The sequence below is a fragment of the Acinetobacter sp. 1125_18A genome, from assembly GCF_052824985.1.
Window position 1 is genome coordinate 103,853 of sequence record NZ_VTDG01000008.1, and the last position, 25,937, is coordinate 129,789.

At 37.0% G+C, this 25,937-nt stretch carries 25 protein-coding genes; 11 read left to right on the top strand and 14 right to left on the bottom strand.

All coding sequences use genetic code 11. From position 1 onward, the window contains the following. Positions 1 to 162: 162 nt before the first annotated feature. Both FY049_RS14910 and FY049_RS14915 read right to left on the bottom strand, forming a co-directional pair. Positions 163 to 510 carry a hypothetical protein gene (locus FY049_RS14910; protein WP_004719389.1) on the bottom strand — a complete coding sequence of 116 codons (348 nt, stop codon included), beginning with the start codon at positions 508 to 510 and terminating at the stop codon, positions 163 to 165. Between the two features lie 226 nt (positions 511 to 736). Continuing rightward, a complete protein-coding gene (locus tag FY049_RS14915; protein ID WP_262781897.1) occupies positions 737 to 1,765 on the bottom strand; it encodes an AraC family transcriptional regulator in 1,029 nt (342 codons plus the stop codon). 191 nt (positions 1,766 to 1,956) lie between these two features. Between FY049_RS14915 and FY049_RS14920 the strand changes: the two genes are divergently transcribed. The 4 genes from FY049_RS14920 to FY049_RS14935 all read left to right on the top strand — a co-directional run bounded on the left by FY049_RS14920 (position 1,957) and on the right by FY049_RS14935 (position 8,672). After that, positions 1,957 to 2,727: a 3-hydroxyacyl-CoA dehydrogenase gene (locus FY049_RS14920; RefSeq protein WP_151957484.1), complete on the top strand. Its 771-nt coding sequence runs from the start codon at positions 1,957 to 1,959 to the stop codon at positions 2,725 to 2,727. A 206-nt stretch (positions 2,728 to 2,933) separates the two neighbouring features. Continuing rightward, entirely contained in the window at positions 2,934 to 4,067 is a 1,134-nt protein-coding gene (locus FY049_RS14925; RefSeq protein WP_446083943.1) for an acyl-CoA dehydrogenase family protein, read from the top strand. Positions 4,068 to 4,341: 274 nt separating this feature from the next. Further along, on the top strand, positions 4,342 to 5,988 hold the full coding sequence (locus tag FY049_RS14930) for an AMP-binding protein (RefSeq protein WP_446083944.1): 1,647 nt from the start codon (positions 4,342 to 4,344) through the stop codon (positions 5,986 to 5,988). Between the two features lie 218 nt (positions 5,989 to 6,206). Continuing rightward, positions 6,207 to 8,672, top strand: a complete 2,466-nt coding sequence (locus tag FY049_RS14935) for an ExeM/NucH family extracellular endonuclease (protein ID WP_446083945.1) — start codon at positions 6,207 to 6,209, stop codon at positions 8,670 to 8,672. Between the two features lie 188 nt (positions 8,673 to 8,860). Here the strand turns inward: FY049_RS14935 and FY049_RS14940 are convergent, their stop codons facing one another. The 3 genes from FY049_RS14940 to FY049_RS14950 all read right to left on the bottom strand — a co-directional run bounded on the left by FY049_RS14940 (position 8,861) and on the right by FY049_RS14950 (position 13,663). Continuing rightward, positions 8,861 to 10,801 carry an ATP-binding protein gene (locus tag FY049_RS14940; RefSeq protein WP_446083946.1) on the bottom strand — a complete coding sequence of 647 codons (1,941 nt, stop codon included), beginning with the start codon at positions 10,799 to 10,801 and terminating at the stop codon, positions 8,861 to 8,863. Continuing rightward, a complete protein-coding gene (locus FY049_RS14945; RefSeq protein WP_056512681.1) occupies positions 10,747 to 11,439 on the bottom strand; it encodes a LuxR C-terminal-related transcriptional regulator in 693 nt (230 codons plus the stop codon). Before FY049_RS14945 ends, FY049_RS14940 begins: the two co-directional genes overlap by 55 nt. A 772-nt stretch (positions 11,440 to 12,211) precedes the next feature. Continuing rightward, complete coding sequence (locus FY049_RS14950; protein ID WP_446083947.1) at positions 12,212 to 13,663, bottom strand: SulP family inorganic anion transporter; 1,452 nt, start codon at positions 13,661 to 13,663, stop codon at positions 12,212 to 12,214. A gap of 214 nt (positions 13,664 to 13,877) precedes the next feature. Here FY049_RS14950 and gstA point away from each other — a divergent pair, with 214 nt between their 5' ends. The 3 genes from gstA to FY049_RS14965 all read left to right on the top strand — a co-directional run bounded on the left by gstA (position 13,878) and on the right by FY049_RS14965 (position 15,635). Continuing rightward, entirely contained in the window at positions 13,878 to 14,489 is a 612-nt protein-coding gene (gene gstA / locus FY049_RS14955) for a glutathione transferase GstA (protein ID WP_446083948.1), read from the top strand. A gap of 200 nt (positions 14,490 to 14,689) precedes the next feature. Further along, a complete protein-coding gene (locus FY049_RS14960; protein WP_004719408.1) occupies positions 14,690 to 15,271 on the top strand; it encodes an NAD(P)H-dependent oxidoreductase in 582 nt (193 codons plus the stop codon). A gap of 49 nt (positions 15,272 to 15,320) precedes the next feature. Beyond that, positions 15,321 to 15,635, top strand: coding sequence for a putative quinol monooxygenase (locus FY049_RS14965; RefSeq protein WP_056512684.1), 315 nt, complete (start codon positions 15,321 to 15,323; stop codon positions 15,633 to 15,635). Between the two features lie 109 nt (positions 15,636 to 15,744). Here the strand turns inward: FY049_RS14965 and FY049_RS14970 are convergent, their stop codons facing one another. The 3 genes from FY049_RS14970 to FY049_RS14980 form a co-directional block, all read right to left on the bottom strand. Further along, positions 15,745 to 16,452 carry a hypothetical protein gene (locus FY049_RS14970; RefSeq protein WP_056512686.1) on the bottom strand — a complete coding sequence of 236 codons (708 nt, stop codon included), beginning with the start codon at positions 16,450 to 16,452 and terminating at the stop codon, positions 15,745 to 15,747. Between the two features lie 194 nt (positions 16,453 to 16,646). Continuing rightward, positions 16,647 to 17,351, bottom strand: coding sequence for a hypothetical protein (locus FY049_RS14975; protein ID WP_056512689.1), 705 nt, complete (start codon positions 17,349 to 17,351; stop codon positions 16,647 to 16,649). Further along, positions 17,351 to 18,031, bottom strand: coding sequence for a hypothetical protein (locus FY049_RS14980; protein ID WP_262781903.1), 681 nt, complete (start codon positions 18,029 to 18,031; stop codon positions 17,351 to 17,353). The genes FY049_RS14975 and FY049_RS14980 overlap by 1 nt, the downstream gene beginning before the upstream one ends. Before the next feature lie 275 nt (positions 18,032 to 18,306). Here FY049_RS14980 and FY049_RS14985 point away from each other — a divergent pair, with 275 nt between their 5' ends. Further along, positions 18,307 to 19,038, top strand: coding sequence for a DUF1266 domain-containing protein (locus tag FY049_RS14985; RefSeq protein ID WP_056512695.1), 732 nt, complete (start codon positions 18,307 to 18,309; stop codon positions 19,036 to 19,038). Positions 19,039 to 19,786: 748 nt separating this feature from the next. On the opposite strand, the gene FY049_RS14990 is transcribed toward FY049_RS14985, so the two are convergent. The 5 genes from FY049_RS14990 to FY049_RS15010 all read right to left on the bottom strand — a co-directional run bounded on the left by FY049_RS14990 (position 19,787) and on the right by FY049_RS15010 (position 22,638). Next, the gene (locus FY049_RS14990) at positions 19,787 to 20,587 is read right to left on the bottom strand and encodes a thiazole synthase (protein WP_004719418.1); all 801 of its coding nucleotides are present in this window, start codon (positions 20,585 to 20,587) and stop codon (positions 19,787 to 19,789) included. A 14-nt stretch (positions 20,588 to 20,601) separates the two neighbouring features. Beyond that, on the bottom strand, positions 20,602 to 20,799 hold the full coding sequence (gene thiS / locus FY049_RS14995; protein ID WP_004719420.1) for a sulfur carrier protein ThiS: 198 nt from the start codon (positions 20,797 to 20,799) through the stop codon (positions 20,602 to 20,604). Between the two features lie 50 nt (positions 20,800 to 20,849). Continuing rightward, on the bottom strand, positions 20,850 to 21,215 hold the full coding sequence (locus tag FY049_RS15000) for a DUF423 domain-containing protein (RefSeq protein ID WP_446083949.1): 366 nt from the start codon (positions 21,213 to 21,215) through the stop codon (positions 20,850 to 20,852). A gap of 175 nt (positions 21,216 to 21,390) precedes the next feature. Beyond that, complete coding sequence (gene rpoH, locus FY049_RS15005) at positions 21,391 to 22,260, bottom strand: RNA polymerase sigma factor RpoH (protein ID WP_004719424.1); 870 nt, start codon at positions 22,258 to 22,260, stop codon at positions 21,391 to 21,393. A 138-nt stretch (positions 22,261 to 22,398) separates the two neighbouring features. After that, positions 22,399 to 22,638: a sulfurtransferase TusA family protein gene (locus tag FY049_RS15010; RefSeq protein ID WP_004822372.1), complete on the bottom strand. Its 240-nt coding sequence runs from the start codon at positions 22,636 to 22,638 to the stop codon at positions 22,399 to 22,401. Between the two features lie 382 nt (positions 22,639 to 23,020). On the opposite strand from FY049_RS15010, the gene FY049_RS15015 reads away from it, so the two are divergent. After that, positions 23,021 to 23,233: a cold-shock protein gene (locus FY049_RS15015; RefSeq protein ID WP_004822370.1), complete on the top strand. Its 213-nt coding sequence runs from the start codon at positions 23,021 to 23,023 to the stop codon at positions 23,231 to 23,233. Between the two features lie 105 nt (positions 23,234 to 23,338). Beyond that, complete coding sequence (gene rhlB, locus FY049_RS15020) at positions 23,339 to 24,490, top strand: ATP-dependent RNA helicase RhlB (RefSeq protein WP_004719428.1); 1,152 nt, start codon at positions 23,339 to 23,341, stop codon at positions 24,488 to 24,490. 94 nt (positions 24,491 to 24,584) lie between these two features. Here rhlB and FY049_RS15025 read toward each other — a convergent pair whose 3' ends face one another. Beyond that, positions 24,585 to 24,965 carry a hypothetical protein gene (locus tag FY049_RS15025; protein WP_056512707.1) on the bottom strand — a complete coding sequence of 127 codons (381 nt, stop codon included), beginning with the start codon at positions 24,963 to 24,965 and terminating at the stop codon, positions 24,585 to 24,587. A gap of 326 nt (positions 24,966 to 25,291) precedes the next feature. On the opposite strand from FY049_RS15025, the gene FY049_RS15030 reads away from it, so the two are divergent. Beyond that, positions 25,292 to 25,867, top strand: coding sequence for a nitroreductase family protein (locus FY049_RS15030; protein ID WP_035371016.1), 576 nt, complete (start codon positions 25,292 to 25,294; stop codon positions 25,865 to 25,867). Positions 25,868 to 25,937: the final 70 nt, after the last annotated feature.

Here is a 25,937-nt window from a genome sequence, read left to right on the forward strand (position 1 = left end):
TATTGGTTTAACTATATGAATAAATTTATGTTTTTAAAGTATAGATATTTGCTTGTTGAATAGATGATTATTGAAATGAGTTATAAAAAAATATTCTAATTAAATTTTAGTCATTAGACATAAAAAATGCCTCTATACAGAGGCATTTTTGGATTGGGCAAATTAAACTGGATAATCTTCCAGACTGTCTGCAATTTCAACTTGGTCTAATGCATTGGTTTCAAGTGCCAGACAAAGCGCAACAATTTTTGCAGTATCAGCAATGTTTTCTTTTTTCATTGCTAAGCCTGATTGAATTGCATCTAATCGCTCTTGGTGAATATCAAGTGCTTGTGCGACTTCTGCAGCATCATTGGTTTTGAAAAAATCATTCATGGCATGTTCAAAGTCATGATCTGAAGCTTTTAAAATACCTTCGATAAGCTCATCTAAATGTTCAGTTTGAGCAGAAAGGGAATGGATAAAGTTTTGAACTAGATTTTGCTCTAGTACATCAATCATCTTAATCATGTTAGTGACCTAAAAGTGATTAAAGGGGAGGAGGGTACCACAGGAAATAAGCAGAAAACCTGCTTTAAATTGGGTAATAAATATACCATTATTGATTAATTTGCAACCTTATTCAGATAAGCTGTAAATATCGAGCTTGTCTTTATATTGATATATTTTTTATTATAATTTTGATTTTAAAGAAATTTTCCTAAAAACTGAGTTTTGTTTAACGATGTTATCAAGGTTATTTGGGTTCTCTATAAGCACCTGGACTTACCCCAGTCCATTTTTTAAATGCGCGATGAAATGCGCTGGCATCCTGAAAATTCAACAACTCACTGATGTCTTGTAAGGTATGTGTGGTTTTACCAAGCAGTTCAATTGCCATATCTCGTCGTATATCATTTTTGAGTTGTTGGTAACTGCTACCTTCATTTTTTAAACGGCGTTGTATGGTGGCTTCTGAAATATTCAGCTGCGCTGATAGTTCACCGAGTTCTAACCATTCAGCAGGAGCAATAGAAAGTAATTGCTTGCGAATCATTGAACTTAAAGCCAAAGGATTCTTAAATCTTAATAGTAGATTTTCAGGGGTGTTTTTAATAAAACCATACCAAGATTTTTGATCACGTTTGATTTGAATGTTTAAGTAGTTTGCATCGAATTGCAGATAATTCTCATCTGCTTGGTAAGTAATATTTTCACAGAATCGAACGCGATAATCGCTGTCATCTTCAGGAGGCGTGCATTTTAATTGTAATTGATTGAGTAAAATTCTTTGATCTGCTAACCAACAGATCAAACTGTGAATCAACATAATATAAGTGGCATAGCAGAACATACGCTTAGTTTGTAATTTATCTGTAATGACAATGTATGCATAATTTTCATCAATAATTAGTTTGCTGGTGAAGTCATCCAAGACAAAATTAAAATATTGCAAAATTTGTTCAATCGCTGTGTGTAGGGTATCCGCTTGCATGACCATTTTAGACAATAATTTATAACAACCGCGTCGCATCTGATGCGAGTCCATGCCAAAGAACTCATCATTCATATGGTCTGCTATTTTAGTCCAAAGTTTTGCATAAGCAGAAACAGCAATACGTGATTTGGCTGCCTGAAATATTTCCAAGGGTATTTCTGCATCATGCAAAATCTGCTGTATATCATAGCCCTTATCTTGGGCACTGCTCAGCGCTTCATGTACCAGTGCAATTGAAATTGTGCCTTTGCTTTCACTGAATTGTTGATTGTTCACAGTGTATTCCATTATCTTGTGATACGTGTTTTGTGACTAAAGTTTTCCAAAAAGATGTTTAAATTGTCCAAATACATCATACAGGATGCAACTTTTGGAAATTGTACTCAAGCTTGACTATGTTTACTCTGCATCTTAAGTCCAAAGTGGGTTTAATTCATCATTTAAACTACTCAATTCAAACAATGAACTAGGAAAATAAAATGAAAATTGAAGGAAAAGTTTTTGTTGTGACTGGTGGTGCATCTGGATTAGGTGCCGCGACAGCCACACATTTGATTGGTCAAGGTGCGAAAGTGATCATGGTGGATATGAATCACCAGCTTGGCGAAGAAATGCAGAAGCGCTTAGGTGAAAAGTCCAAATTTGTTCAACTTGATGTGACCGATGAAGTTGCTGTTGAACAATTCTTTAAAAATGTGGAGCAGGATTATGCTCAATTAAATGGCTTAATTAATTGTGCAGGGATTGGCCCATCCGCCAAAGTACTAGGTAAAAATGGCATCCATGCTTTAGACGCATTTCAAAAAGTATTGAATATTAATGTCGCAGGAACATTTAACATGCTACGTTTAGCCGCAGATGTCATTTCTCGTTATGCGTTACCAGCAGGTGAAGAAGATCGTGGTGTGATTATTAACACTGCTTCAGTGGCTGCGTTTGATGGCCAAATTGGTCAATCCGCTTATGCTGCATCTAAAGGTGCTGTTGTTGCAATGACATTACCTTTGGCGCGAGAACTTGCGCAACATGCCATCCGTGTGATGACCATTGCGCCAGGGATTATGGAAACCCCAATGTTGAAATCATTACCACAAAATGTTCAAGATGCGCTGGGTGAAATGGTGCCTTTTCCTAAACGCCTTGCGAAGCCTGAAGAGTTTGCACAGCTTGTTGGTCATATTTGTGAAAATAGCTATTTAAATGGTGAAACAATTCGATTAGACGGCGCAATCCGTATGCAGCCAAAGTAATCTGGTCTAATCCATCTGCTTATTTCTAACTCTGTTTTAACGCAAGCAATAGCAAATTTTTAAAAAATTGAATACTGCCTGACATGATCTAAACCATCATGTTAGGCAGACTTTAGCCTAAATTTATACAAACAACGAGATTTTGATTGGTCGCTGATCATGATTGCAGTGATTTAAAATTTAAAAGTGCTGAGAGGGATGCTCAAATGATTCTCAATGATGAACAAAAAATGGTTCAGGAAATGATGCGAAATTATTCGCAGAATAAACTTAAACCCACAGCTGCTGAACGTGATAAAACTGCAAAATTTCCTCAGCAAGAACTCAAAGAGTTGGGTGAACTGGGTGCATTAGGCATGACTGTGTCTGATCAATGGGGTGGAGCAGGTTTGGACTATATCTCCTTGGTGACGGCAATTGAAGAAATTGCTGCAGGAGATGGTGCAATTTCAACCATTGTCAGCGTACAAAATTCTTTGCCTTGTGGAATTATCCAAAAATATGGGACAGACCGACAAAAACAAGACTACTTAATGCCATTGGCAACAGGTCAATGGCTTGGCTGTTTCTGTTTAACGGAACCACAGGCGGGTTCAGACGCAGGTGCTTTGCTATGTAAAGCAGAACGTGATGGCGATTCGTGGGTGATTAATGGAACCAAACAATTCATTACTTCTGGACAGCACGCACAAGTGGCGATTGTGTTTGCAGTTACGGATAAATCCGCAGCAAAGAAAGGTATTTCTTGTTTTATCGTTCCAACCAATACAGAAGGTTATATCGTTTCTCGGATTGAAGACAAAATGGGACAACATTGCTCAGATACTGCAACAATTGTTTTTGAGAATTGTCGGATTCCTGCTGAGAACATATTAGGAAATGAGGGTGAAGGCTATAAAATCGCCTTGTCGAATTTAGAGTCAGGTCGTATTGGTATTGCCGCTCAATGTGTGGGAATGGCACGAGCAGCATTGGATGCTGCGGTTGAATATGCCAATCAGCGTAAAGCTTTTGGAGTGGAGTTGGTACAACATCAGGCTGTGGCATTTCGCTTAGCCGATATGGCCACTCAAATCGAAGCAGCACGGCAGTTGATTTACCATGCCGCAAGTTTAAAGGATGCAGGTTTAACTTGTCTAAAAGAAGCATCAATGGCGAAGTTATTTGCATCTGAAATTGCTGAAAAAGTCTGTTCAGATGCGATACAAATTCATGGTGGTTATGGCTATGTTGCTGATTTTCCAGTAGAGCGAATCTATCGAGACGTTCGCGTCAGTCAGATTTATGAAGGCGCTTCCGATATTCAACGTTTAGTTATCGCAAGAGCGGTGATTCAGTAAGTTCAATTGTAGATTAGCGCATCAAAATTCTATCTCAAGACCAGCTTCGCACTGGTCTTTTTTATTTTAAAGCCTTCCATCATGACAGGAAAAGCAGATGCCCAAAAACCGCAATACAATTGAGGTATTTGGAAATTGTGTGTGATTTCTAATCATGGTTATCTATAAGCATAGGAACACATGTTGAATGATTCAACATTTTTAGAAAAGCTAGAAAGCAAAATATGGAACCGCACATCGAGATGATTTGTGCTGAAAATACAAGGATATTGCCATGAAAACATTGGAACAAGCCTATCAAGAATTCGATTATGAAAAACTCATCAATGAGCAACTGGTTGGCAACCCACAGTCAATCAATGCCTATATCGAGTGCTGCGAGCGTTTTGTCGGTTTAAATAAAGTGGCTTTGATCTGGGAAGGCAAAAACGGTGAGTCTTCACAATGGACCTTTGAACAACTGGCACAAGCATCAGGAAAATTAGCCAATTATTTACAATCGCTAGGCATAAAAACAGGCGATTGTATTGCTGGCTTATTACCACGGACTCCAGAACTATTGATCACCATATTGGCAACTTGGCGTATCGGAGCAATTTATCAGCCCTTATTTACCGCCTTTGAATCAAAAGCGATTGAGCATCGCGTAGCAACAGCCAATACCCAACTGATCATCACCAACAGTGAACAACGTCCCAAACTAAACGGGATTGAACTTCCAAATATTCTGACTGTTCATCCACAAGATTTTGCAGCAACAAAAGATGCAGATTTTTGGCAAGAACTAGCAGGTCAATCAGCTGAATGTACACCCGTCATGTTGAGTTTTGCTGATGATTTTTTAATGATGTTTACCTCTGGAACAACAGGTTTGGCAAAATCGGTTCCAGTGCCATTAAAAGCGATTTTGGCCTTTAAGGAATATATGCGTCACGCTGTTGATTTACGTGAAGAAGATTCATTTTGGAACCTTGCGGATCCAGGTTGGGCATATGGTCTATATTATGGTATTGCTGGCCCATTGGGATTGGGACACAGTATTATCATGGATGAACGCGCATTTAGTGTCGACCATGCTTTGGAAATTATTCAAAAATACCAAATCAGTAATCTTACAGGTTCACCTACAGCATTTCGTATGTTCTTTGGCTTTAAAGAAAAATTTAGTACTTCGATCAAAGCTCATTTACGTGCAGTCAGCAGTGCTGGTGAACCTTTAACACCTGAAGTAATTCATTGGTTTAATCATGACTTGAATGTCAATATTTATGACCAATATGGGCAAACAGAATTAGGTATGGTGATTGGTAACCATCATGCTTTAGCACATGCAATAAAAGTCGGCTCAGCAGGTTTTGCTAATCCTGGTCATCGTTTTGCAGTGTTAAATCAAGACAACCAAGAAGTTGAACGAGGTGAGATTGGAACGCTAGCAATTGACTTCTCTCAATCGCCACTCACATGGTTTAAAGGTTATGGTGGAAATAATCGTAAATCCTTTATTGGTCATTATTACTTAACTGGGGATACGGTTCGTTTGAATGAATTAGGTGGGGTTGATTTTATTGGTCGTGCAGACGATGTCATTACAACTTCAGGTTATCGTGTTGGGCCATTTGATGTAGAAAGTACCCTTTTGGAATGTGTTGAAGTTTTAGAGTCTGCCGTTATTGGTAAACCTGATCCAGAAAGAACAGAGATCGTAAAAGCTTTTGTTGTACTCAAGCCTCAGTTCACGGGTTGTCACCAATTGAATGCTAAATTACAAGAATATGTACGTTCTCGATTATCTAAGCACTCTTACCCACGTGAAATTGAGTTTGTTGAAAGCTTACCTAAAACATCTAGTGGCAAAATTCAACGTAATTTATTGAAGCAACAAGAAGTGGCTAAATTACAGCAAATGCAATTGCAGGCTTAATATCTTTTAAAGTTCCATGCTTTGCACCCGAAAGGGTGCTTTTTTTTATGATCAGCATAAGATCTCGTATTTCTAAGGTCCTTATAACAATTTTAGTCCACTTTGCCTGTGATATATTTTGTCTAAACAATAAATGGATTAAATAGAATGATTCAAATTCACGATATTGTCATTAATAAAAATTAATCTGCTTTAAATTTCAACAAACGTTAAAAATTATGCAAAATTTAAAACCACATACACTTTGTTTAAGCCTTGCATTATTGGGCTGTTCATTTCCAAGCTATGCACAATTGATGTTTAGCCAATACATCGATGGCACAGTAAATAGAAAAGGATTAGAAATTTATAATCCAGATGGCAGCACTGTAAACCTTGCAGATTATCAAATTGAACAATATACCAATGGGGCAACGAGTAAAACAGCAACTTACACCTTAGAGGGAAATTTAGCCAGTAAGGCAAAATTTATTATAGGTCGTACCGAATTACAGGCAGAACTTGGCACTAAAGTGAATCAGGTTGCTGGTTTGTCATTTAATGGCGATGATGCCTTGGTCCTTGTGTATAAAGGCACACCTGTAGACCGTTTTGGACGGATTGGGGACAAACCAGCAAATGGTGGCTGGGGAACAATAATCACCAGCTATCAAAATAGCCTAAGCAGAATAAAAAATAAAAATGATGTCAGCGCTGTAGATCCCAATAGTGCCTTTGATTTGGACAGTGAGTGGAGCAAATGGTCAGATCGTAATGCATTCAGTAGCTATTTAGGTACTGGTACAACGACACCGCCAATCACTGCAATCAGTTGTAGTACTGCTGATACTGCAATTGCAGATTTACAATCTGCGGCACAAAACCAGCAATATGTGGTTCGAGGTGTTATCACAGCGGATTATCGCTATCAAAATGGATTTTCAGGTTTCTATATTCAAACCCCTGACAGTAAAGTGAAAGCAAATTTAAGCAATGCGATCTTTGTCTATCTCCCTGCTGCAAGCACAATTACTGGCGGTAAAGTGGGTGAAGAAGTGATTCTGAAAGGGCGTTTAACCAATTATGAAAATCAATTGCAAATTGATCAACTGAGCAGCAATATTCAGACCTGTAATAATCAAGCCGCAAGTCTGGTAAGTTCTACACCGATTCAACTACCATTTTCAAGTTTAACCGATGCTACAGGCAATGCACCTAAGAGCTATCAAGGTATGTTGGTGAAAATTCCTCAAACCCTAACGGTTAGCGAGAATTATGATTATGGTCGATATGGTCAATTGTCTTTAAGTTTGGGACGCTTATATATCCCAACCAATTTATATCCTGCGAAATCCAATGAAGCGGTTGCTTTAGCAAAACAAAATTTATTGTCTAAGATTATCTTGGATGATGGTTATAACAATCAAAACAGAACACCATGGTTGCCACAAACATTTAATGCGGCAAACACTTTACGTACAGGCTATCAGCTTAAAAATGTTGAAGGGATTTTGGAATACCGTTTTAATGCTTGGCGTATTCAACCAATTCAAAACAAAGCTTTGCCTGAGGTTGTCAAAGACAGCAATCTGCGGAATTCAACCGTCTTGGCAAAAGAGAGTAAACAGGTTCGTGTTGCCGCATTTAACGTCTTAAATTATGACAATTCTCCGCTGATTGGTGTTAAACCAGATCGTGGTGCAAACACCGAGACAGAATTTAATCGTCAACATGCCAAAATAGTCAGTGCGATTAAAACCATTGATGCAGATGTTTATGGCTTAATGGAAATTGCCAACAATGGTTATGGCGAAAAAAGTGCTGTGAATTACTTAACCAAAGCTTTGGGTGCAGATTGGAAATATGTCATCCCACCGAATATGGATAAGTTGGGTACTGATGTGATTGCAGTTGCGATTATTTATAATAGCAAACGTGTAAAACCTGTTGGTAATCCTGTGGTATATGATGATTTAACACAGAAAAACCGGGTCACAATGGCACAAAGCTTCCAAGCGGTAACGGGAGGAAAAACCTTTACTGTTGTACCAAATCACTTAAAGTCTAAAGGTAGTTGTCCTGAGGATAAAACCTCACCAGAAGCTAACCAAGGTGATGGTCAAGGCTGTTGGAATCCGACTCGTGTCACTGCAGTACAAAAATTGATTCAGTGGATTGCAACCAACCCAACCAAAGCTGAAAAGCCAAATTATCTATTGGTCGGGGATATGAACAGTTATGCCAAAGAAGATCCAATCTTGGCATTTGAAAAAGCCAACTACAAAATATTGCTAAATGATGAAAAAGTAGGGCAAGGTAAATCTGCATATAGCTATGTGTTTGGTGTGGCCAGTGATGCAACCGGGAATGGTGGTGCGGGTAATTTAGATCACGCAATTGCAGATGCTAACTTATACCCAATGGTTAAACGTACTTTTGCATGGCATATCAATGCTGATGAACCAACAGCATTAGACTACAATGAAGAATATAAGACTGAAGAACAAATTGCTTCTTTCTATGCGCCAGATGCTTTCCGTTCTTCTGATCACGATCCGGTTATTGTTGATCTAGATTTAAATGAATCAAGTGCTACTACAGGCGGGCATAAGAGCAGTGGGGGCAGTACAGGACTGTGGTCTTTGTTTGGACTGATGTTGCTTACAGCGACCTCAGTATTAGCACGTTCTAGAAAGAAATCGTAATACGCTGATATCTTTTTTAAAGAGAAACTAGTGATCTAGTTTCTCTTTTTTTTATGCTTTCATAAAATTAAATCTGTATAATATAACCATTTGTATAATATAGTAATTTTCACCAACTGATTTAAGACTGAATCTCTTCATAAATGAAGCGAATGATATTGGTCGAAATACTATTTCATTCATCTCAATTATTCAGTTTTATCTTTCAACGGTACTATGGCTCGGATCACGGTAAAACCCTGCTGAGAATGGATTTCAAAACTACCTCCAATTCTTTTTACTCGCACTTGCATACTCTGCAAACCCACATGCAATCCAGCTTGAACCTGATCTACTTCAAAGCCAATGCCATTGTCTTGAATGGTTAAAACGAGTTGTTGTCGTTCATCTTCAACCAACGAAACTTCGACATCAGTTGCATGACTATGTTTTACAATATTGGTTAAGGCTTCTTCTGCGACACGAGAAAAGGTTAAACAAATCAATGCAAGGGGTTTATGTTTCCATTTTTCTGCAAAAATCCAAGTCGATTCAATTTCCATTTCTTCGAAAATTTGTATAAAACGATGACGCAATGGCGCAACCCACATCACTGGGCTTTCTGGTATTTTTGCCCCAGCACTGCTTCCTGAGTCAATCACTTGGCGTAAGTCATTTCTTAACAGTTTAAACATAGAGATCACTTGTTGTTTTTCAATATGTTCACTGTGATCCAGTATAATCATTGAGCGAACAATTGAACCACCCAGTCCATCATGTAATTCATGAGACAGGTTTAGACGCTCTTGCAACCGCATATTATCAATTTCGAGTTGGTACTTTTTATCTAAAGATTGCTCTAAGTCAAAAGTGACTTTCTCAATAGTTTCTTCAAGCGTCTGATTAAATTTTTCAATACGTCCGACATTCTGTGAAATACGATAAGCCAAGATGAACGAGATTGCTAAGCTGGTAATTGGTGCGGCCAATGGCGTCCAATAGAGCGTCTGATCCAGATGATGAATCATGCTATAAAAATCATGAACAATAATAAGTAAATAGATAAGGAAAATAAACGCAAGCAGGAGAATGTCCATCTTTCTACGTTTAAAAGCAATCCATTGAAAAAACAAGCAATTAAAAATAAATAGCATGCCAGAATAGAAAAAGACAGAGGATAAGCTACGTTCTAGATAATTGATCGGTGTCAACAGTAATGCCGCAATTGCGATTGTAGAGGTCAATAAAAGTAAACGTTCTAAATACGGATAATGGCGATTGGCAAAACGCCAAGCAAATAAACAGAGGCAATAGGTATATCCAACTAAAAACACGAGATTTAGACGTGCTGTTAAGATACTGTCGGTAAAAGGAATAGGGATGGTCGAAATAATATTATAAGCAAACAATGCCCATAAAAATGAAGTTAAACCAAACCAACCAAAGGCTTTTTCTTGGCGTCGAAATAGCCAAATGGTAAAACCTGTAGTTCCCACCACAAAGGTAATAATAATATTGATAAAAAATAAAGTTCGCCGTTCAAAAACCAACTGATCTTGCTGATTGGCGATATCTTCGGCCTGACCAAATTTAATTTTTCCTAGACCTGAATGTTGTGATGCAACCCCTACAACACGGACTAAAATTTCATTTTGCTGGTTTTGAATAGATGTAGCAGGAAGCACCCAATACCTTGGCATATTCCAGCTTCTAGACAATGGCTCTACTAAGGATTTGTCTTTCCATAACAGTTCATTATTGCTATAGACAGCTCCTGCAATATTGATTCGTTCAATCAGTAAGGCGACAGGTTGATTTTCCTGATCGCACTGATATTGCCATTTGATTTTATACCAAGCAGCGCCTGTATAGTTTTTCCAGCGTGTTTCCCAGTCATCTGGCAACGTGACTGTTTCCCATCCCTGTTGGGGAACCTGTTCAAGATTTGCAAGCGCTTGAGCAACTTGTATGCTTTGGATTTGAAAATGGCAGGCTGCATCTGTTGTATTGGACTGAGCTGTTAAGGCAGCACCAGCAAAAGCAAAATGCTGGGTCAAATTTAGCATAAGACCGAACAACCCGATTAATTTTAGAATTAGTCGAGTAATCCTAAGTTGCGTGCTGTATCGATGGCTTTGGCTCTGTTGCATACCGCAAGTTTCCGATAAATATGTTTAATATGAGATTCAACGGTATAACGGGATAAATTGAGTTGATCTGCAATTTCCTTATTGCTTAAGCCTTGAGAAACCAGTTCTAAAATTCCCAATTCTCTTTTGGATAATACACTGTCCTGATCAGTGACTCTCTGACAGGGTGCAGTTTTATTTGAATTATTTTTTTCATTAAAATGTAGTTGTTTTAAAATTTTTTGGGCAATAAATGGATCAATCGGCGCTCCACCGCGTAAGACACTTTTGATCGAAAGAGAAACTTCTAAGTCATCTCTTTCTTTGAGCACATAGCCTGTTGCACCTGCACTTAATGCATTGAGGATCGCATCTTCAGTGCTCCATGCTGAGATCACTAAAATCATGATGGTTGGATCATAGTTTTTTAAAATTTCAATAAACTCAATTCCATTTCCATCAGGCAAGCCTAAATCAACCAATGCAAAAGAGGCTGAGTGTATACTGAGTTGTTCTTTGGCTTGAGCTAAACTTTGGGCAAAACGTAAATCTGCAATTGAGTATCCTAGATTAATTAATATGTCAGTCAGTCTTTTTTGTATAAGCGGCTCATCTTCTACGATGATGACTGGAACAGGTAAACTTAACTCATTGTTCATGATGTAAAAAACTCGCCCATGTCTATTGGACTTAGTTTTTCAGATATTGATGGCTTAATCTATACCTGATAATAGGTATTTTTAGTATTTAATAAGGGTCTGTTGATATTTCATAAATGGCTTGCGTTGTAGGTTAAAATTGAGCAGGCAAGGCATGAAACGAAGAGAATAGCGAGACTATTTTCAAGTTTCATAACGTAGGCTGAGATAATTTTAACCACAACCCTGAGCAAGAACAAAGCACTGCTTTGTTTGCAGCGCAAGGCGCAGCGGGGGACTAGAGTGTTTTTTGCCGCTACGTTGTTACCTTGCGAAACGATGTTTCTCATCATTTAGAATGACTAAATTTCGTATTTCGCGCCTAGTATCGCCTAAAAAACATTCGTAGTCGCAAACATAGACGAATTGTCAACAGACCCAAAGTGATTAGGAACGAATATTCAGTTTATTACAATCGAGTTTTAACGCACTTACTGAGTATCAAATAATGCCTAAAGTCAATTTATTGAGACCAAGTTAACTTTTTAAGATAAGGTTATTGAGACAAGTTAAGTAAATATTCAAATTTTAGTAGATAAAAATCACAATTTAACAGCAAAATATCGGTTATATTCGCTGAATAATGGATTATTTTTATAATGGATGTAGCTTACGATGATTAAATTCCTTAGAAATTTGGCAGTGATACAATGTATTGCGATTACCATTTTGGCTATTGCTCTTTACCTGTATTAAACGCTGATCATCACTGCCTTAAGAAAAATAATGCTGTTTATTTTACCGCACTATATTGATCAACTAAGCTACGACTTGCTTCATTCATCCCTATAATTTCAACCTGAATGTTATTTTGCAGAAACTTGTTTTGTACCTGATTGAGCATACTGACAGAGGTAATATCCCAAATATGGGCATGGGTTAAATCGATAATGACATGATCAACAGATTCATTAAAATCAAAAAACTGAAAGAATTTTTCTGAACTGCTAAAGAAAATTTGCCCATAAATTTCATATTTTCGGGTCGTGCTGTTCAAAAAATGAGATTGGACACGTACTGCATTTTCTAATTTATTGACCAAGAAAAGTGCAGATAAAAGTACACCAATCAACACGCCTAAAGCTAAGTTATGCGTCATCAGTACAATGACCACCACCGCAAGCATCACGCTATTGCTTTGTTTGGGATGTTTTGAAAAGTTTTTGACTGAGTCCCAGTTGAATGTAGTAAAAGCCACCATAATCATAATTGCCACAAGTGCAGCCATTGGAATATAAGACAGCCATTCTTTTAAAAAGACCACTAAACACAGTAAAAAAATACCAGCAACTAAGGTCGATAAGCGAGTTCGTGCACCAGAAGACACATTGATAATCGATTGCCCAATCATGGCACAACCTGCCATACCCCCCATAAACCCACTGACCATATTGGCGATGCCTTGTCCACGACATTCTTTGTGACGATCGCCTTCTGTTTGCGTCACTTCATTAATAATCGTGGTTGTCATCATGGTTTCGAGTAAACCTACGGTGGCCAAGGTGATGGCATAAGGAAAAATAATTTTTAAGGTATCCAAGTTAAGTGGAATCTCTGGAATTAAAAACAGTGGTAAAGTGTCTGGAAATTTTCCTAAATCACTAACAGTACGCATATCCGCACCCAAAAATAAGGCAGCTAAACTCAATACAATAATGCACACCAAAGGTGAGGGAATGAGTTGACCAATTTTGGGAATATAGGGGAAAAGATAAACCACCCCTAAGCCAAAGGTGACAAATAGATAAGCCGTCAGATCCATACGTTGTAATTCAGGAATCTGTGCCACAAAGATGAGAATAGCCAATGCATTGACAAAACCATAGACGACAGACTGTGAAACAAAGCGCATCAGTTTTGCAACTTTAAAATAGCCAGCAAGAATCTGAAGAATTCCAGTCAAAATTGTGGTGGCAAATAAATACTGTAAACCATGATCTTTGATGAGAGTAACCATCAGCAACGCCATTGCGCCTGTGGCTGCGGAAATCATTGCGGTACGTCCACCGAAGAAAGCAATGCTCACTGCAATACAAAATGATGCATACAGGCCGACTTGTGGATCTACGCCTGCAATTGCAGAAAAAGCGATTGATTCAGGAATAAGTGCTAAGCCAACGACCATTCCAGCAAGTACATCTGTACGAATATTGGAAAACCATTCCGCTTTTTTTAGACTAATCACTACAAACCTTTCATCATTCTTTAAAGATGCGTATGTTAAAACATCTTTTAGTGAAAAAGCAGTTAACTTTGACTTGAAAAAGTCTTCATTTTGTTGAATATTCAAGTTATAGCTGATTTTATAAATTTATGCTTTTTGCAATTTTATGTTTTACGACTTGAAATTGTGATCTGAGCCATTTACAACTTAAACAGTCATATAACAAGGATTAGATATGAAATTATATTATTCACCAGGTGCATGTTCTTTAGCTGCCCATATTTTACTCAACGAAATTAATGTTGATTTTGATTTAGAACGTGTTGATTTAAAAACGCATAAAACAGAAAAGGGCGCAGATTATTACGAAATCAATCCAAAAGGCTATGTACCCGCATTAGAAATCAATCCAGGTTTGCTTTTAACTGAAAATGTTGCAGTACTGCCTTTTATTGCGCAACACGATCCTAAACAGGATTTGATCCCACCATCAGGTTTGGGACGTGCTAAAGTTTTAGAATGGTTGGGTTATTTAAACTCAGAGTTGCATGATGAATATGCCGTCTTCTTTGACCCAGCGATCACTGAAGATGAAAAAGTACGTGGCTATGCAACCATAGATAAGATGTTGAAATATATAGATGACTATCTTGCCGAGTCAGAATACGATTATTTGGTCAATGACCGCTTTGGTCCTGCTGATGCGTATTTGTTTGTACTGACAAATTGGTCGAATTCGATTCATCATGATTTAACCTCATTTACCAATATTGTGGCATTACGCAATAAAGTCGCTGAACGTCAATCTGTACAGATTGCAATGCGTGATGAAGGTTTAATTCCTTAAATATGCTTGAATCGATATACAAAGCACCTACGGGTGCTTTTTTATTGAATTGATTAAAGTGAAATGGACAGAAAGAGGCAAAGATATTTATTATTGATTTTTAGTCAATAATATTTTGCTTATTTTTGCGTTTTTTGCGATAAAAATAAGCTCTATAGTTGCGCCATAAATCAAGCGTATTGGCAAAACATAGGTAAACAATGAGTAATATCTTAATCGTAAATGGTGCTAAACAGTTTGCACATTCAAATGGTGAATTAAACGATACCCTAACTGCTTTGGGTGAAGACGTGCTTAGCGATTTGGGACACAGTGTAAAAGTGACACGTACCGATGCAAATTACGATGCTCAAGAAGAAGTAGAGAAATATCTCTGGGCGGATGTTGTGATCTATCAAATGCCAGGTTGGTGGATGGGTGCACCGTGGACCATGAAAAAATATATTGATGATGTTTTTACCACTGGTCATGGCAGTTTATATGCCAACGATGGTCGTAGTCGTTCTGATGCTGCCAAGAAATATGGCTCAGGTGGTTTGATTCAGGGGAAAAAGTATATGTTGTCGTTAACTTGGAATGCACCCTTGCAAGCTTTTGATGATCCTGAGCAATTTTTCCATGGTGTAGGTGTAGATGGTGTGTATTTACCTTTTCATAAAGCCAATCAATTCTTAGGAATGCAAAGTTTAGAAACGTTTATTGTCAATGATGTGATTAAAGCACCACAAATTGCGCAATATGAACAGGCATATCGCCAGCATTTACAGCAGCTTTTTGCTTAAGCAAATTGGAATTTTGAATATCTCGTTTAAAAAATTTAAGGAGTCTAATATGTTGACTATTGTGGCTGAAATCCGTGCATATCCAAATGGATTACACAAAGATAAAATTATCCAAGCATTTAAGAAAATTACCCCGACAGTATTACAAGAGCAAGGCTGTCATGGTTATCAGCTATTGGTCGACGCTGGTGTTGATGTAAGTTATCAAAGCAAGGATTCTGATTTGATCGTGATGCTTGAAAAATGGGAAAGTATTGAGCATCTCAATGCACACTTACAAACTGAGCATATGCAAGCGTATCAACTTGAAGTAAAAGAGCATGTTGCTGATGTTAAAATCCGTATTTTAGAACAAGGATTTTAAAGTTAATTCACCATTAAGAGGTTCATTCTCGCTTTGGGAGAAGGCTAGGGTGAGGGATTCTTTTATGTTGAATTATTGTTTTTAAAAAATAATTTATAAAAGACATCCATTATTGAACATAACGCTCAAAGTTGATTTGCTCAAGTTTGGGCAAAGGTACTTTCTTTAATTTTGACCAGGATATTTTTGGTGTATTTTTGCGATCAAGTTCTTGCGTACTGGTGACATTTTTGATTTTCCCTGTTAAAAAATTAGTACTTTCAGTTCGACTGTCACCTGATGGTATATCGAAATAATGTAAATCATAGCCGATCAGATCGAATGATGGGTTTTGATAGCGGAAAGTATAAATATTATTAAAGACCTCCCATGAATCACAACGAAACGAGTAATTTAATGTGATCTTAAGTTGTCCATTCTGGATGATTGGTGAATTGTCCACAATCAATGGATCGATAAGGCAAGGGCGTTCATTGTTGCTTTCTCTAGGGAGTGAGGAATTACTTGCGATAAGGCGGTAAGTTTGAGCGTCTTTAAATAGAACTAATAATTTTCGCTCATTTTGGTTAAGTAGAAGATTTGCTGGCTTTTTATGATTGAATTTATTTTTAACAATATTTATGGGATCCGTATTTTCAATAATCAGCACCATATCGGCTTGTTGATCACCATTTAAGTCACCTTGAACTTTGCTAAGTATTTTCCAATCTTTAGGAATGAAAGCTTGAACATCAGCTTCAGTATTGGTTTCTGCCCACACTAAACTTGAGCAGACTGTTAATGTAAAAAATAGAAGTAATAGATTGTTATTTTTCATGGTTTTCTTCCAATTCACTGAATCGTAAATTTGTTTTTAAATTTATGCCTATTTTTAGGCATCTCTCCAAGCTATCATTTTTGATTACCTTGTCTTAGCTAATTTTTTATGGCAAATATCGAGTCCTCTTCGACACCTTTATTCTCAGAAGAATATGGCATATTTATGAATCGTTGGTAGATACGAAACGTGTTTTATTCAAACTCGCCGTAGTCTTTAAAATTGATCTGCTCAAGTTTAAGTGAATAACTGTTCTTTAATTTGGACCAAGAAACTTGCTTAGCTTGATCCTGATTTTCAAACGCACTACCACCTGTAGTATTTTTAATTTTACCTGTTAGAAAATTGATACTTTTCGCACTGGTTTCACCAGATGCACGATGGAAGTAATCTGTATCGTAACCAATCAGCTTAAAAGACTGGTTTTGATAACGGAAAGTAAAAGCGTTGTTATAGACAGACCATGAACCGCAACTGAGCCAATAATGTAAATTAATTTTAACTAATCCATTTTTGATGGTGAGTGGGTCTCCTTCGCCTAGAGGATCGGTAAGGCAAGGGGATTCTTGATCACCTTCAGTGGGAAGCTTGGAATTACTTGCAACAAGATGATAGCCCTGAGGGGCTTTAAATAAAATTAATAACTTTCGATTGTTTAAATTCAGCTGAGGATTACCTAAGCTTTCATTTGTCACAATATTTTTTGGATCCGTATTTTCAATAATCAAAACAAGATCTGCTTGTTGATCACCATTTAAGTCACCTTGTACTTTACTCAGCACTTTCCAGTTTTTAGGGATAAATGATTGATAGTCAGCTTTGGTATTGGTGCCTGCCCAACCCAAAGTTGAGCATGTTGTTAATGCACAAAATAAAAGTAATTCAGTTTTGTTTTTCATTATTTTTCTCCAATAAATTGAACGCTAAAGTTATGAATAAATTCTTCACTATTCCAAGGAATATTCTCCAAAGTGGAGCTTGTCGTAGTTCTCAGTGTTTTCCAAACAATTTTGGCTGGTGTTTCAACTTCTGCAAAGATATTTGGCGTTGTGGTCACTTTGGCTTTGTTGCTTAGAAAGTTAAGGCTGGTTTCTTTTTGTTTACCACTAATTTTATCTAAATCATAAGCATCAAATCCAATCAGGTGGAATTGATTGTTTTTTAGTTTAAACCCATAGGTATACATCAAGCCATAGGTATTGCTACAGGATGACATGGTATTGAATAACACATCTAAGCGTTGATTTTCGATCGTCAATGTAGAGTCATCTAGAGCATCTTCGATACAGAGTTCTTCTGAACGATAGGTCCAGTTAGGAATTTGTCGACTTAGTTTGAGTTGTAATTGTTGGCCTTTTTGAAAAAGCACTAAAAGCTTTCGATTGTGTTGATTTTTATTTTTAGGTTGGATGATGAGGGCAATATCTTTTTTACCATCTTGATTCAAATCACCTTCTGCTTGAGCAAGAATTTCCCAATTATTTGGTACAAATTTTTGTAAGGATGAGGTGGCTGGGTTTGCTAAACACATGGATGAACATGTTGCCAATAAAAGGGTGGAAAATATTGTTTTAATCATCATATATCCTGATCAAGTTTTTATCACTTTAACCTATAACGAGATTTTGAAGAATCTTTTAAGCAAGTTAAAACTTTTAAAATGAATCATTTAATAATTGGTGACAACAATTAAATCTTATTGTAAATTGTGAATTAATTATTATTAATCTATTATATTGATAATTAAATCACATATAAGAATACTTGGTTCATGAAAACCGAACTGATATGAATTAAAGCAAAGTTATGGACTAAATGCTCAAAATAGAGTGTCACGATAAAAAAGGAGAACAGATGAACATAAAGATTTATTTGATCATAGGTGTGGTTGCTGGTGTATTTATCATTTATATGCTTTTCTTGCACACCATGATGAAAAAAAGAAAACAGAAACAATTGGATGGCTTTAATCATCATAATTCAGGGACGCCTTTGACTAGGCAACAAGAGAGATTACTAACCTTTGGTGCAATTCTTTTTTATCACAGAGGTGAAAAAATTTTAGGTATTTATCCGGAAGATGATTTAAATCAATACATTTATGGATTGAAACAGCAATGGGAGATATCCAATGCTAAGGAAGCAAAAGAAGTATTGGGTGATTTACTCGAATTACAGCGGAGTAGTGAATTTGAACCCTTTGTGCAGCTTCCTTCTTCAGACTTAGCGAAAATTCAAAAAAGTATAGCAAAAGGCCTAGGGATTGATATTTCTCTTGTGGAGCAAACCAAATCAGCTTATGCCTGGGATGTCGGACGCGCAGTTTCTTTAGCTAAATGGTGTTATTGGTGTGGTTATTTATCTGAAAGTGAGACTTGGAGTATTATGGAACAAGCCGCAAAACAAGCCACGCAACATGGAAAAAGCTGGACAGACTATACTGTATCTTTTTTACTTGGAAGAGCAATTAATGGCTTTGATTTAGATGATATTATCATTGAAGCTAAACAAATATTGCACAGTCAGAATCCTGCACTACGTAAAATACAAGATGTGGATGTTTATCAGCGTTATCAATTTCAGTAAATTTGTATAGTTGTTCAGGAATAATCGACATCATTTTGAGTTAAAAACAGGTTGTTTAAAACAGCCTGTTATTGCTATTGTAATTCTTCTAATTGCAGTTACTAAGTATCGTGATGGTGTTGTTAGCATTGAATAGCTCGGTAAGTAAAAATGAATAAAAAATAGAATTTTATCTGTTATTACCTGTTGCAATAGATGTAATTGTTCCTTGTTTGGAAAATAGCAGGGTTATTTTGTGCTCGTTAAGCAATAAACCATTCAGATCAACTTGTTCAAATACACAGTTTTTGAACCTCACATCGGATAGATCAGATGTGTCAAATTTTACGTTTAAGAAAGAGCAAGAATCAAATAATGATTCATTAAAACCTCCTTTTATAAAATGTAAATTCAAAAAGGTACAGTCCCTAAAAGTACGTTTTAGAAACTCTACTTTCTTCATTAAGGTCGAATCAAAAATGCAATTGCTTATTGTGTTTTCGATCCAAAGGCATTTATATAGATTTTGATTAGAAGAAATTGATAAATCAAGAAATTTTAAAAAGGTGATAACTTTTCCAGTAAGATCAATATATTTAAATAACATTGTTATTAAATTAATAGATTAAATTTAAAAATTAAACCCTTAGCTTATAAATATGCTAAGGGTTTTTTATTGTATAAACAATTACATTTTCACGAGGCAAAGTTTATCGTCTTCATTTATCGCATTGAAAACTTAGCTTAAAGTAGGTGCATTTGAAATGGCTTATTTAAAGAAATAACCTGTTTCTGGTGAACTCGCATTTGCCATTCGTTTACGTGGCATACGACCCGCCAAATAGGCTTCACGTCCAGCTTCAACCGCTTTTTTCATTGCTGATGCCATTAAAATTGGATGATGTGCAGCGGCAATCGCAGTATTCATCAATACGCCATCGCAACCTAATTCCATTGCAATTGCGGCATCGCTTGCAGTACCTACACCAGCATCAACCAAAACTGGCACTTTGGCATTTTCTTTAATAATTGAAATAGTATGCGGATTTAAAATGCCTAGGCCAGAACCAATTAAGCTACCTAAAGGCATGATCGCAACACACCCCATACTTTCAAGTTCTTGAGCCACAATAGGGTCATCCGATGTATATACCATCACTTCAAAACCATCTTCAATCAATGTGCGAGCTGCATCAAGTGTCGCGGTTACATTTGGATATAGGGTTTTCTCATCACCTAATACTTCCAATTTGACCAAGTTATGCCCATCTAAAAGTTCACGTGCAAGCATACAGGTGCGTACTGCGCTATTGGCGTCAAAACAACCCGCTGTGTTCGGTAAGATGGTGTATTTTTCAGGTGGAAGGATTGACAGTAAGTTGGGTTGATCTGGATTTTGCCCAATGTTTACTCGGCGAATCGCCACTGTCACAATTTCAGCACCACTGGCTTGAATTGCTAAATCAGTTTCTTGCATGTCTTTGTATTTACCCGTACCCACGAGAAGACGTGATTGAAAAGTACGAGAACCGATAATAAGAGGGGAGTTTTCAGTAGGAAAATCTAGCATGGGAGAGCTCCAAATTAGCCGCCACCGACAGCGTGAATGATTTCAATACGGTCTTTTTCAGCAATAGGGGTAAGTTCAAGTTTACTTTTGGAAATGATCATTTCATTCATTTCTACGGCAAAGCGTTTACCTTCGAGTGAAAGTTCCTGAACCAGTTGTAAAAGATTTTGGCAAGCGGTCTCTTGAGGCTCACCATTTAAGAAAATTTGCATATACATTCCATTCGATTGCGCAAATTGTGATATCTAAATTCAAAATAATTTTATTTAGCGTATTTCAATGCATTCCATGCGAGGACTAACCAACCTGCAATCATCAGTGCTCCACCAATGGGTGTAATTGCACCTAAACCTCGTGGTAAACCCAGCGCCATGACATAAAGCGAACCGCAGAAAAATAAAATACCGATTTGGATGAGTAAGAAGCTGGCTTTGATTGGAAGTTGTGGGATGACTTTACTGAGAATTGACAGTGCCAACAGGCCCAGTGCGTGGTAGAAAAAATAATCGGTTGCTGTTTGCCACCATGCCAACTGTGCTTCAGTTGCATGAGCTTTTAAACCATGTGTGCCAAATGCACCTAAGATTACTGCAAGCGCTAAATTCAGTGCTGAAATTGCAATCCACATAAGCCAGTCATCTGCATAAATTTGCGCATAACATTAACACAATTTTGAAGCGGGATTAAAGGCAAAATCTATTAAGAATAAAGATTTGACAAAAATATCAGGCAAAATAAAAGGGCATGTCGCCCTTTTATTGAAAATATAAATATTGGTCTGGTATGCAGACAGTTTTGAAGATTTAGTTGGATGACATGGCAACTTTGATTTTGTCCATGGCATTTTTTTCTAACTGACGAATACGCTCAGCAGAGACATTGTACTCTGCAGCCAGTTCATGCAAGGTCGATTTATCATCATCTAACCAACGGCGCTGTAAGATGTTGCGTGAGCGATCATCTAACTGTTCCATAGCATTATGCAAAGCTGAAGTACTTTGTTCTTCGTAATCTTCTTCTTCGACTAAACGAGCAGGATCATAGCGGTTATCTTCGAGATAAAGCGCTGGAGCAACATGAGTTGAACCTTCGTCATCGTCATCACCTTGAGCTTCAAAAGCAGCATCATAAGCAGTTAAACGACCTTCCATTTCCAAGACTTGTTCTGCTGTTACATTTAAGTCATTGGCAATTGATTGTGCTTCTTCAAGTGTAAGTTTTTTACTTGATTTTTTTAGGCTACGTAAATTAAAAAACAATTTACGTTGCGCTTTAGTGGTCGCAATTTTGACAATACGCCAATTGCGAATCACATATTCATGAATTTCAGCCTTAATCCAGTGCACAGCAAAAGACACCAAACGCACGCCCATATTTGGGTCAAAGCGTTTAACTGCTTTCATTAAACCGAGATTACCTTCTTGAATTAAATCACCTTGTGGCAAACCATAGCCCGCATAACTGCGCGCAATATGCACCACAAAACGTAAGTGAGACATCACTAACATTTTCGCAGCATCTAAATCTTGATCGTAAAAATAGCGATCAGCTAACTCTTTTTCTTGTTCAGCTGTCAAGATTGGAATCTGATTTACGGTGCTGATATAAGCACCTAAGTTAACACCTGGTGCAGATAAGGACAGGGGCATCAACTGATTGCTGCTGTCACTCATGGGTTCTCCTTATAGGAATTTCGTTGTATAGCTAATGCATTCATCTTAATTCGAATATTGTACATAAGTAAGGAAATTTGGGTATCGAAATGTAAAAATATATGCAAATTTGCAAAAAATAATTTGAATTGAAAATAATTAAGATTCAATTAAGTAATGAAATTCATGCTCTGATCGTTTAGTCAATTGGCAAGAAATCTTGTTGATCTCGCAATAACGCGTAATATCAATTTCACTGTGCGGATCAGAGGACATTAAAAGAAATATTTGATGAGGCAATGCTCTTTTTAATTCACGCTTTAACATTAATAGAGGCATTGGACAGGGTTTACCCATACAATTTATTTCAATTGCTGTCTGACCTAAAGGTTCATTCATTTTTTGGCAAGGTAACAACAGGGTTATGGAACGCATATTTTACCAAGTTTATTGAAACACCCCAACAAAAATTGGAAGATTCTTCAACAAATAAAAAATAATCGTGAAGCTGTTTAAAAAACACGCTTGATATCGAAAATAATTATCAAAAAAAATTCTATTAATTGTCATAAACCCATGTTAAGCTCGTTGCGTATTTAGGATTTATCAGAAACAATTCTTGTTTTGAAACCCTATTACAAGATGGATGTAACCGGGATTTTGTTAATAGTTTTACAGAATGATTACAAGCTTTGAAATTAGAAAATATTTTAAAACTTTGTTTGCTCTGCTGTTTGCAACACCGGGTGGTCCCTTTTTCTTAATAACTGAGGATTAACTTATGACAGCTCGTGAACAAGGCGTAGTTAAATGGTTCAACGACACTAAAGGCTTCGGCTTTATCCAACGCGCAGGCGGTGATGACGTATTCGTTCATTTCCGTGCTATTCAAGGTGACGGTCATCGTTCACTTCGTGACGGTCAACGCGTTGAATTCAGTGTTGTGCAAGGTCAAAAAGGTTTTCAAGCTGAAGAAGTTCAGCCTTTAGACTAATCTTAAATTTTTAAAATTTAAGTGGCGCTCCAATTTCTTATAAATTGGGGCGTTTTTGTTTATAATGGGCGCAATTAAAAGTGTCTACAGTTAGAGCTCGTATTTATGTCATCAGGTTTCGAAACCCTTAATTTACATCCGCAACTTAAACAAGCGATTGATGCTTTAGGGTTTAAAGAAATGACCCCAATTCAGCAAAAAGTATTGAAATATACTTTAGCAGGTCATGATGCAATTGGTCGTGCTCAAACCGGCACAGGTAAAACAGCGGCATTTTTAGTCAGTATTATTAATGATTTGCTCACAAACCCAATTAAAGAACAACGTTTCCGTGGTGAACCACGTGCATTGATTCTTGCGCCAACACGTGAACTTGCAATTCAAATTGAAAATGATGCAAAAGATTTGGTCAAATATACCAATTTAAATGTCGTGACTTTGGTTGGCGGCGTAGATTTTGATAAGCAAAGAAAACAACTGGATCAAGGTTTTGTTGATATTTTAGTGGCAACCCCTGGTCGTTTAATTGATTTCACAGAACAAAAAGAAGTTTGGTTAGATCAAATTGAATTTTTAGTGATTGATGAAGCTGACCGTTTATTAGACATGGGCTTTATCCCATCAGTTAAACGGATTGTGCGTTTTTCGCCACGTAAAGAGCAACGTCAAACCTTAATGTTCTCGGCAACATTTAGCTATGATGTTCTCAATCTTGCCCAACAATGGTTATGTGAGCCAGTTACAGTAGAAATCGAGCCTGAAAAGAAAACCAATGCTGATGTTGAACAGCGTGTATATGTGGTCGAAAAGAAAGATAAATATCGCTTATTGCGCGAAATTTTGGCAGATGAACCCATTGAAAAAGTGATGATCTTTGCCAATCGCCGTGATCAAGTGCGTAAACTTTATGATCATTTAAAAGCAGATGGTTATAAAGTGGTGATGCTATCAGGTGAAATAGCGCAAGATAAACGTTTGAAAATGTTGGATCAATTTAAAAATGGTCAACATAATATTATGATTGCAACAGATGTTGCAGGTCGTGGTATTCATGTTGATGGCGTATCTCATGTGGTGAATTTCACTTTACCTGAACAGTCAGATGATTATGTACATCGTATTGGTCGTACAGGTCGTGCAGGTACACAGGGTGTAAGTATTAGTTTCTTGTCTGAAGATGATGCATTTAATTTACCGACTATTGAGAAAGCGATTGGGCAAAAATTGCCTTTGACGCGATTAGATGGTTATTGCTAAGTTTTTTTGTTTCTTTATCAAATTGTTTTTAAAAAACCCACTTATTTAAAGTGGGTTTTTTAATGATTATTTTTAGTTTAGAAGGCTAAACGGATTAACTTGCTTTACAGCTAAAGGTCAGTGTTGTTTGATAGTCCGTATCTTTTTCAATACCGTAGTTTTTGCCCATTACTGAACCTAATACACCGGCTGCTGCAGTGATCATTTTTCCAGTCTGTTCATCGACCACACCTTTTAAACTGCCATGATATTCAGTTTTTTCATCCACTAAGACTGGTGCACCTTTTTTTCCGCAAGTTTTGTTTGCTGCAGTAATGGCATTATTTTTTGCGGTAATTTGGTCTTTACCTAAGCCAGTGACTTCATACTGGTTATCTGCTTTTTGAATCGCTAAAGTTTGTGTTGGATTTGATGCACACGCAGTGAAGAGTAACGCTGAACTAGCAAGTAAAGTGATCGTTGTTAATTTATTCATATTGATTCTCAAATTCCTGTACTAAAAATTAAAAAGATACTGCTTTTAAATTAGTTATAATTTGAGCATAGAATGTGGGCTAAATATTGAGAAACATGTATAAATTTTGCAGTTTTTTTTTAAAGTTTATTGATGATTTGGCTTTATTTTCGAAGCCAAAGGGTATCGAAGCCATTTTTTGTGAGCAATCATGCTCATTGATAACCTAACAATAAGTTGTATGTAATATTGACAGATGCCAAGTAAATTTTGTCGGAGATAGCTTAATGATTTTAGATTATGCTAATCTTGAAACAAGTGAAATTAACCAGATAATAGATAGGTCAATGTCAGATTTAAACTTCAAAGCAGTACATGACAATATTCATCAACGTCAATCGATTGGTCATTTGGTTGAACCTGCACCTTCACACGCACAACTGAATATTGCATTTAAAGCCGCTTTAACAGCACCCGATCATCATCGTTTAAAACCCACACAATTTATTGTCGTGGATGTTGAGCAACGTGAAGCATTTGGTGCATTACTGGCACAATCTATTGCTGACTTAGGTGAATTAGATCCAGCCCAAGTTGAACGGGTAAAACTTCATCCTTTTAGAGCGCCTATTTTGGTGCTTGCCGTGACTAAATTTCAGGATCATCCTAAAGTGCCTTTTTTTGAACAAACGCTGAGTTCAGGGGCTGCAATTGAAAACTTTTTATTGTCGATGCAGGCACAAGGTTTCGCAACCATGTGGCGGAGTGGGGCGGTTGTTGAATCTAAATTATTAAAATCAGCACTGGGTTTAGCTGAACGAGATTTAATTTCAGGCATTATTTATGTCGGCACGGCGGCAAAAGCGATTGCCCCGCGTGCAGAGATTGAAACAACACAATATGTTCATTTTTGGCAAGCTTGAGTCAAAAAGTTATTGATATTTTCAGATTGAAAAATCATTGGGTTATTAGGACAAGCATTTTAGGATAACA

Coding starts and splice junctions, on each gene's coding strand:
- FY049_RS14910 (WP_004719389.1), bottom strand. CDS start 510: ATGATTAAGATGATTGATGTACTAGAGCAAAATCTAGTTCAAAACTTT.
- FY049_RS14915 (WP_262781897.1), bottom strand. CDS start 1,765: ATGGAATACACTGTGAACAATCAACAATTCAGTGAAAGCAAAGGCACA.
- FY049_RS14920 (WP_151957484.1), top strand. CDS start 1,957: ATGAAAATTGAAGGAAAAGTTTTTGTTGTGACTGGTGGTGCATCTGGA.
- FY049_RS14925 (WP_446083943.1), top strand. CDS start 2,934: ATGATTCTCAATGATGAACAAAAAATGGTTCAGGAAATGATGCGAAAT.
- FY049_RS14930 (WP_446083944.1), top strand. CDS start 4,342: ATGAAAACATTGGAACAAGCCTATCAAGAATTCGATTATGAAAAACTC.
- FY049_RS14935 (WP_446083945.1), top strand. CDS start 6,207: ATGCAAAATTTAAAACCACATACACTTTGTTTAAGCCTTGCATTATTG.
- FY049_RS14940 (WP_446083946.1), bottom strand. CDS start 10,801: ATGCAACAGAGCCAAAGCCATCGATACAGCACGCAACTTAGGATTACT.
- FY049_RS14945 (WP_056512681.1), bottom strand. CDS start 11,439: ATGAACAATGAGTTAAGTTTACCTGTTCCAGTCATCATCGTAGAAGAT.
- gstA (WP_446083948.1), top strand. CDS start 13,878: ATGAAATTATATTATTCACCAGGTGCATGTTCTTTAGCTGCCCATATT.
- FY049_RS14960 (WP_004719408.1), top strand. CDS start 14,690: ATGAGTAATATCTTAATCGTAAATGGTGCTAAACAGTTTGCACATTCA.
- FY049_RS14965 (WP_056512684.1), top strand. CDS start 15,321: ATGTTGACTATTGTGGCTGAAATCCGTGCATATCCAAATGGATTACAC.
- FY049_RS14970 (WP_056512686.1), bottom strand. CDS start 16,452: ATGAAAAATAACAATCTATTACTTCTATTTTTTACATTAACAGTCTGC.
- FY049_RS14975 (WP_056512689.1), bottom strand. CDS start 17,351: ATGAAAAACAAAACTGAATTACTTTTATTTTGTGCATTAACAACATGC.
- FY049_RS14980 (WP_262781903.1), bottom strand. CDS start 18,031: ATGATTAAAACAATATTTTCCACCCTTTTATTGGCAACATGTTCATCC.
- FY049_RS14985 (WP_056512695.1), top strand. CDS start 18,307: ATGAACATAAAGATTTATTTGATCATAGGTGTGGTTGCTGGTGTATTT.
- FY049_RS14990 (WP_004719418.1), bottom strand. CDS start 20,587: ATGCTAGATTTTCCTACTGAAAACTCCCCTCTTATTATCGGTTCTCGT.
- thiS (WP_004719420.1), bottom strand. CDS start 20,799: ATGCAAATTTTCTTAAATGGTGAGCCTCAAGAGACCGCTTGCCAAAAT.
- FY049_RS15000 (WP_446083949.1), bottom strand. CDS start 21,215: ATGTGGATTGCAATTTCAGCACTGAATTTAGCGCTTGCAGTAATCTTA.
- rpoH (WP_004719424.1), bottom strand. CDS start 22,260: ATGAGTGACAGCAGCAATCAGTTGATGCCCCTGTCCTTATCTGCACCA.
- FY049_RS15010 (WP_004822372.1), bottom strand. CDS start 22,638: ATGAATGAACCTTTAGGTCAGACAGCAATTGAAATAAATTGTATGGGT.
- FY049_RS15015 (WP_004822370.1), top strand. CDS start 23,021: ATGACAGCTCGTGAACAAGGCGTAGTTAAATGGTTCAACGACACTAAA.
- rhlB (WP_004719428.1), top strand. CDS start 23,339: ATGTCATCAGGTTTCGAAACCCTTAATTTACATCCGCAACTTAAACAA.
- FY049_RS15025 (WP_056512707.1), bottom strand. CDS start 24,965: ATGAATAAATTAACAACGATCACTTTACTTGCTAGTTCAGCGTTACTC.
- FY049_RS15030 (WP_035371016.1), top strand. CDS start 25,292: ATGTCAGATTTAAACTTCAAAGCAGTACATGACAATATTCATCAACGT.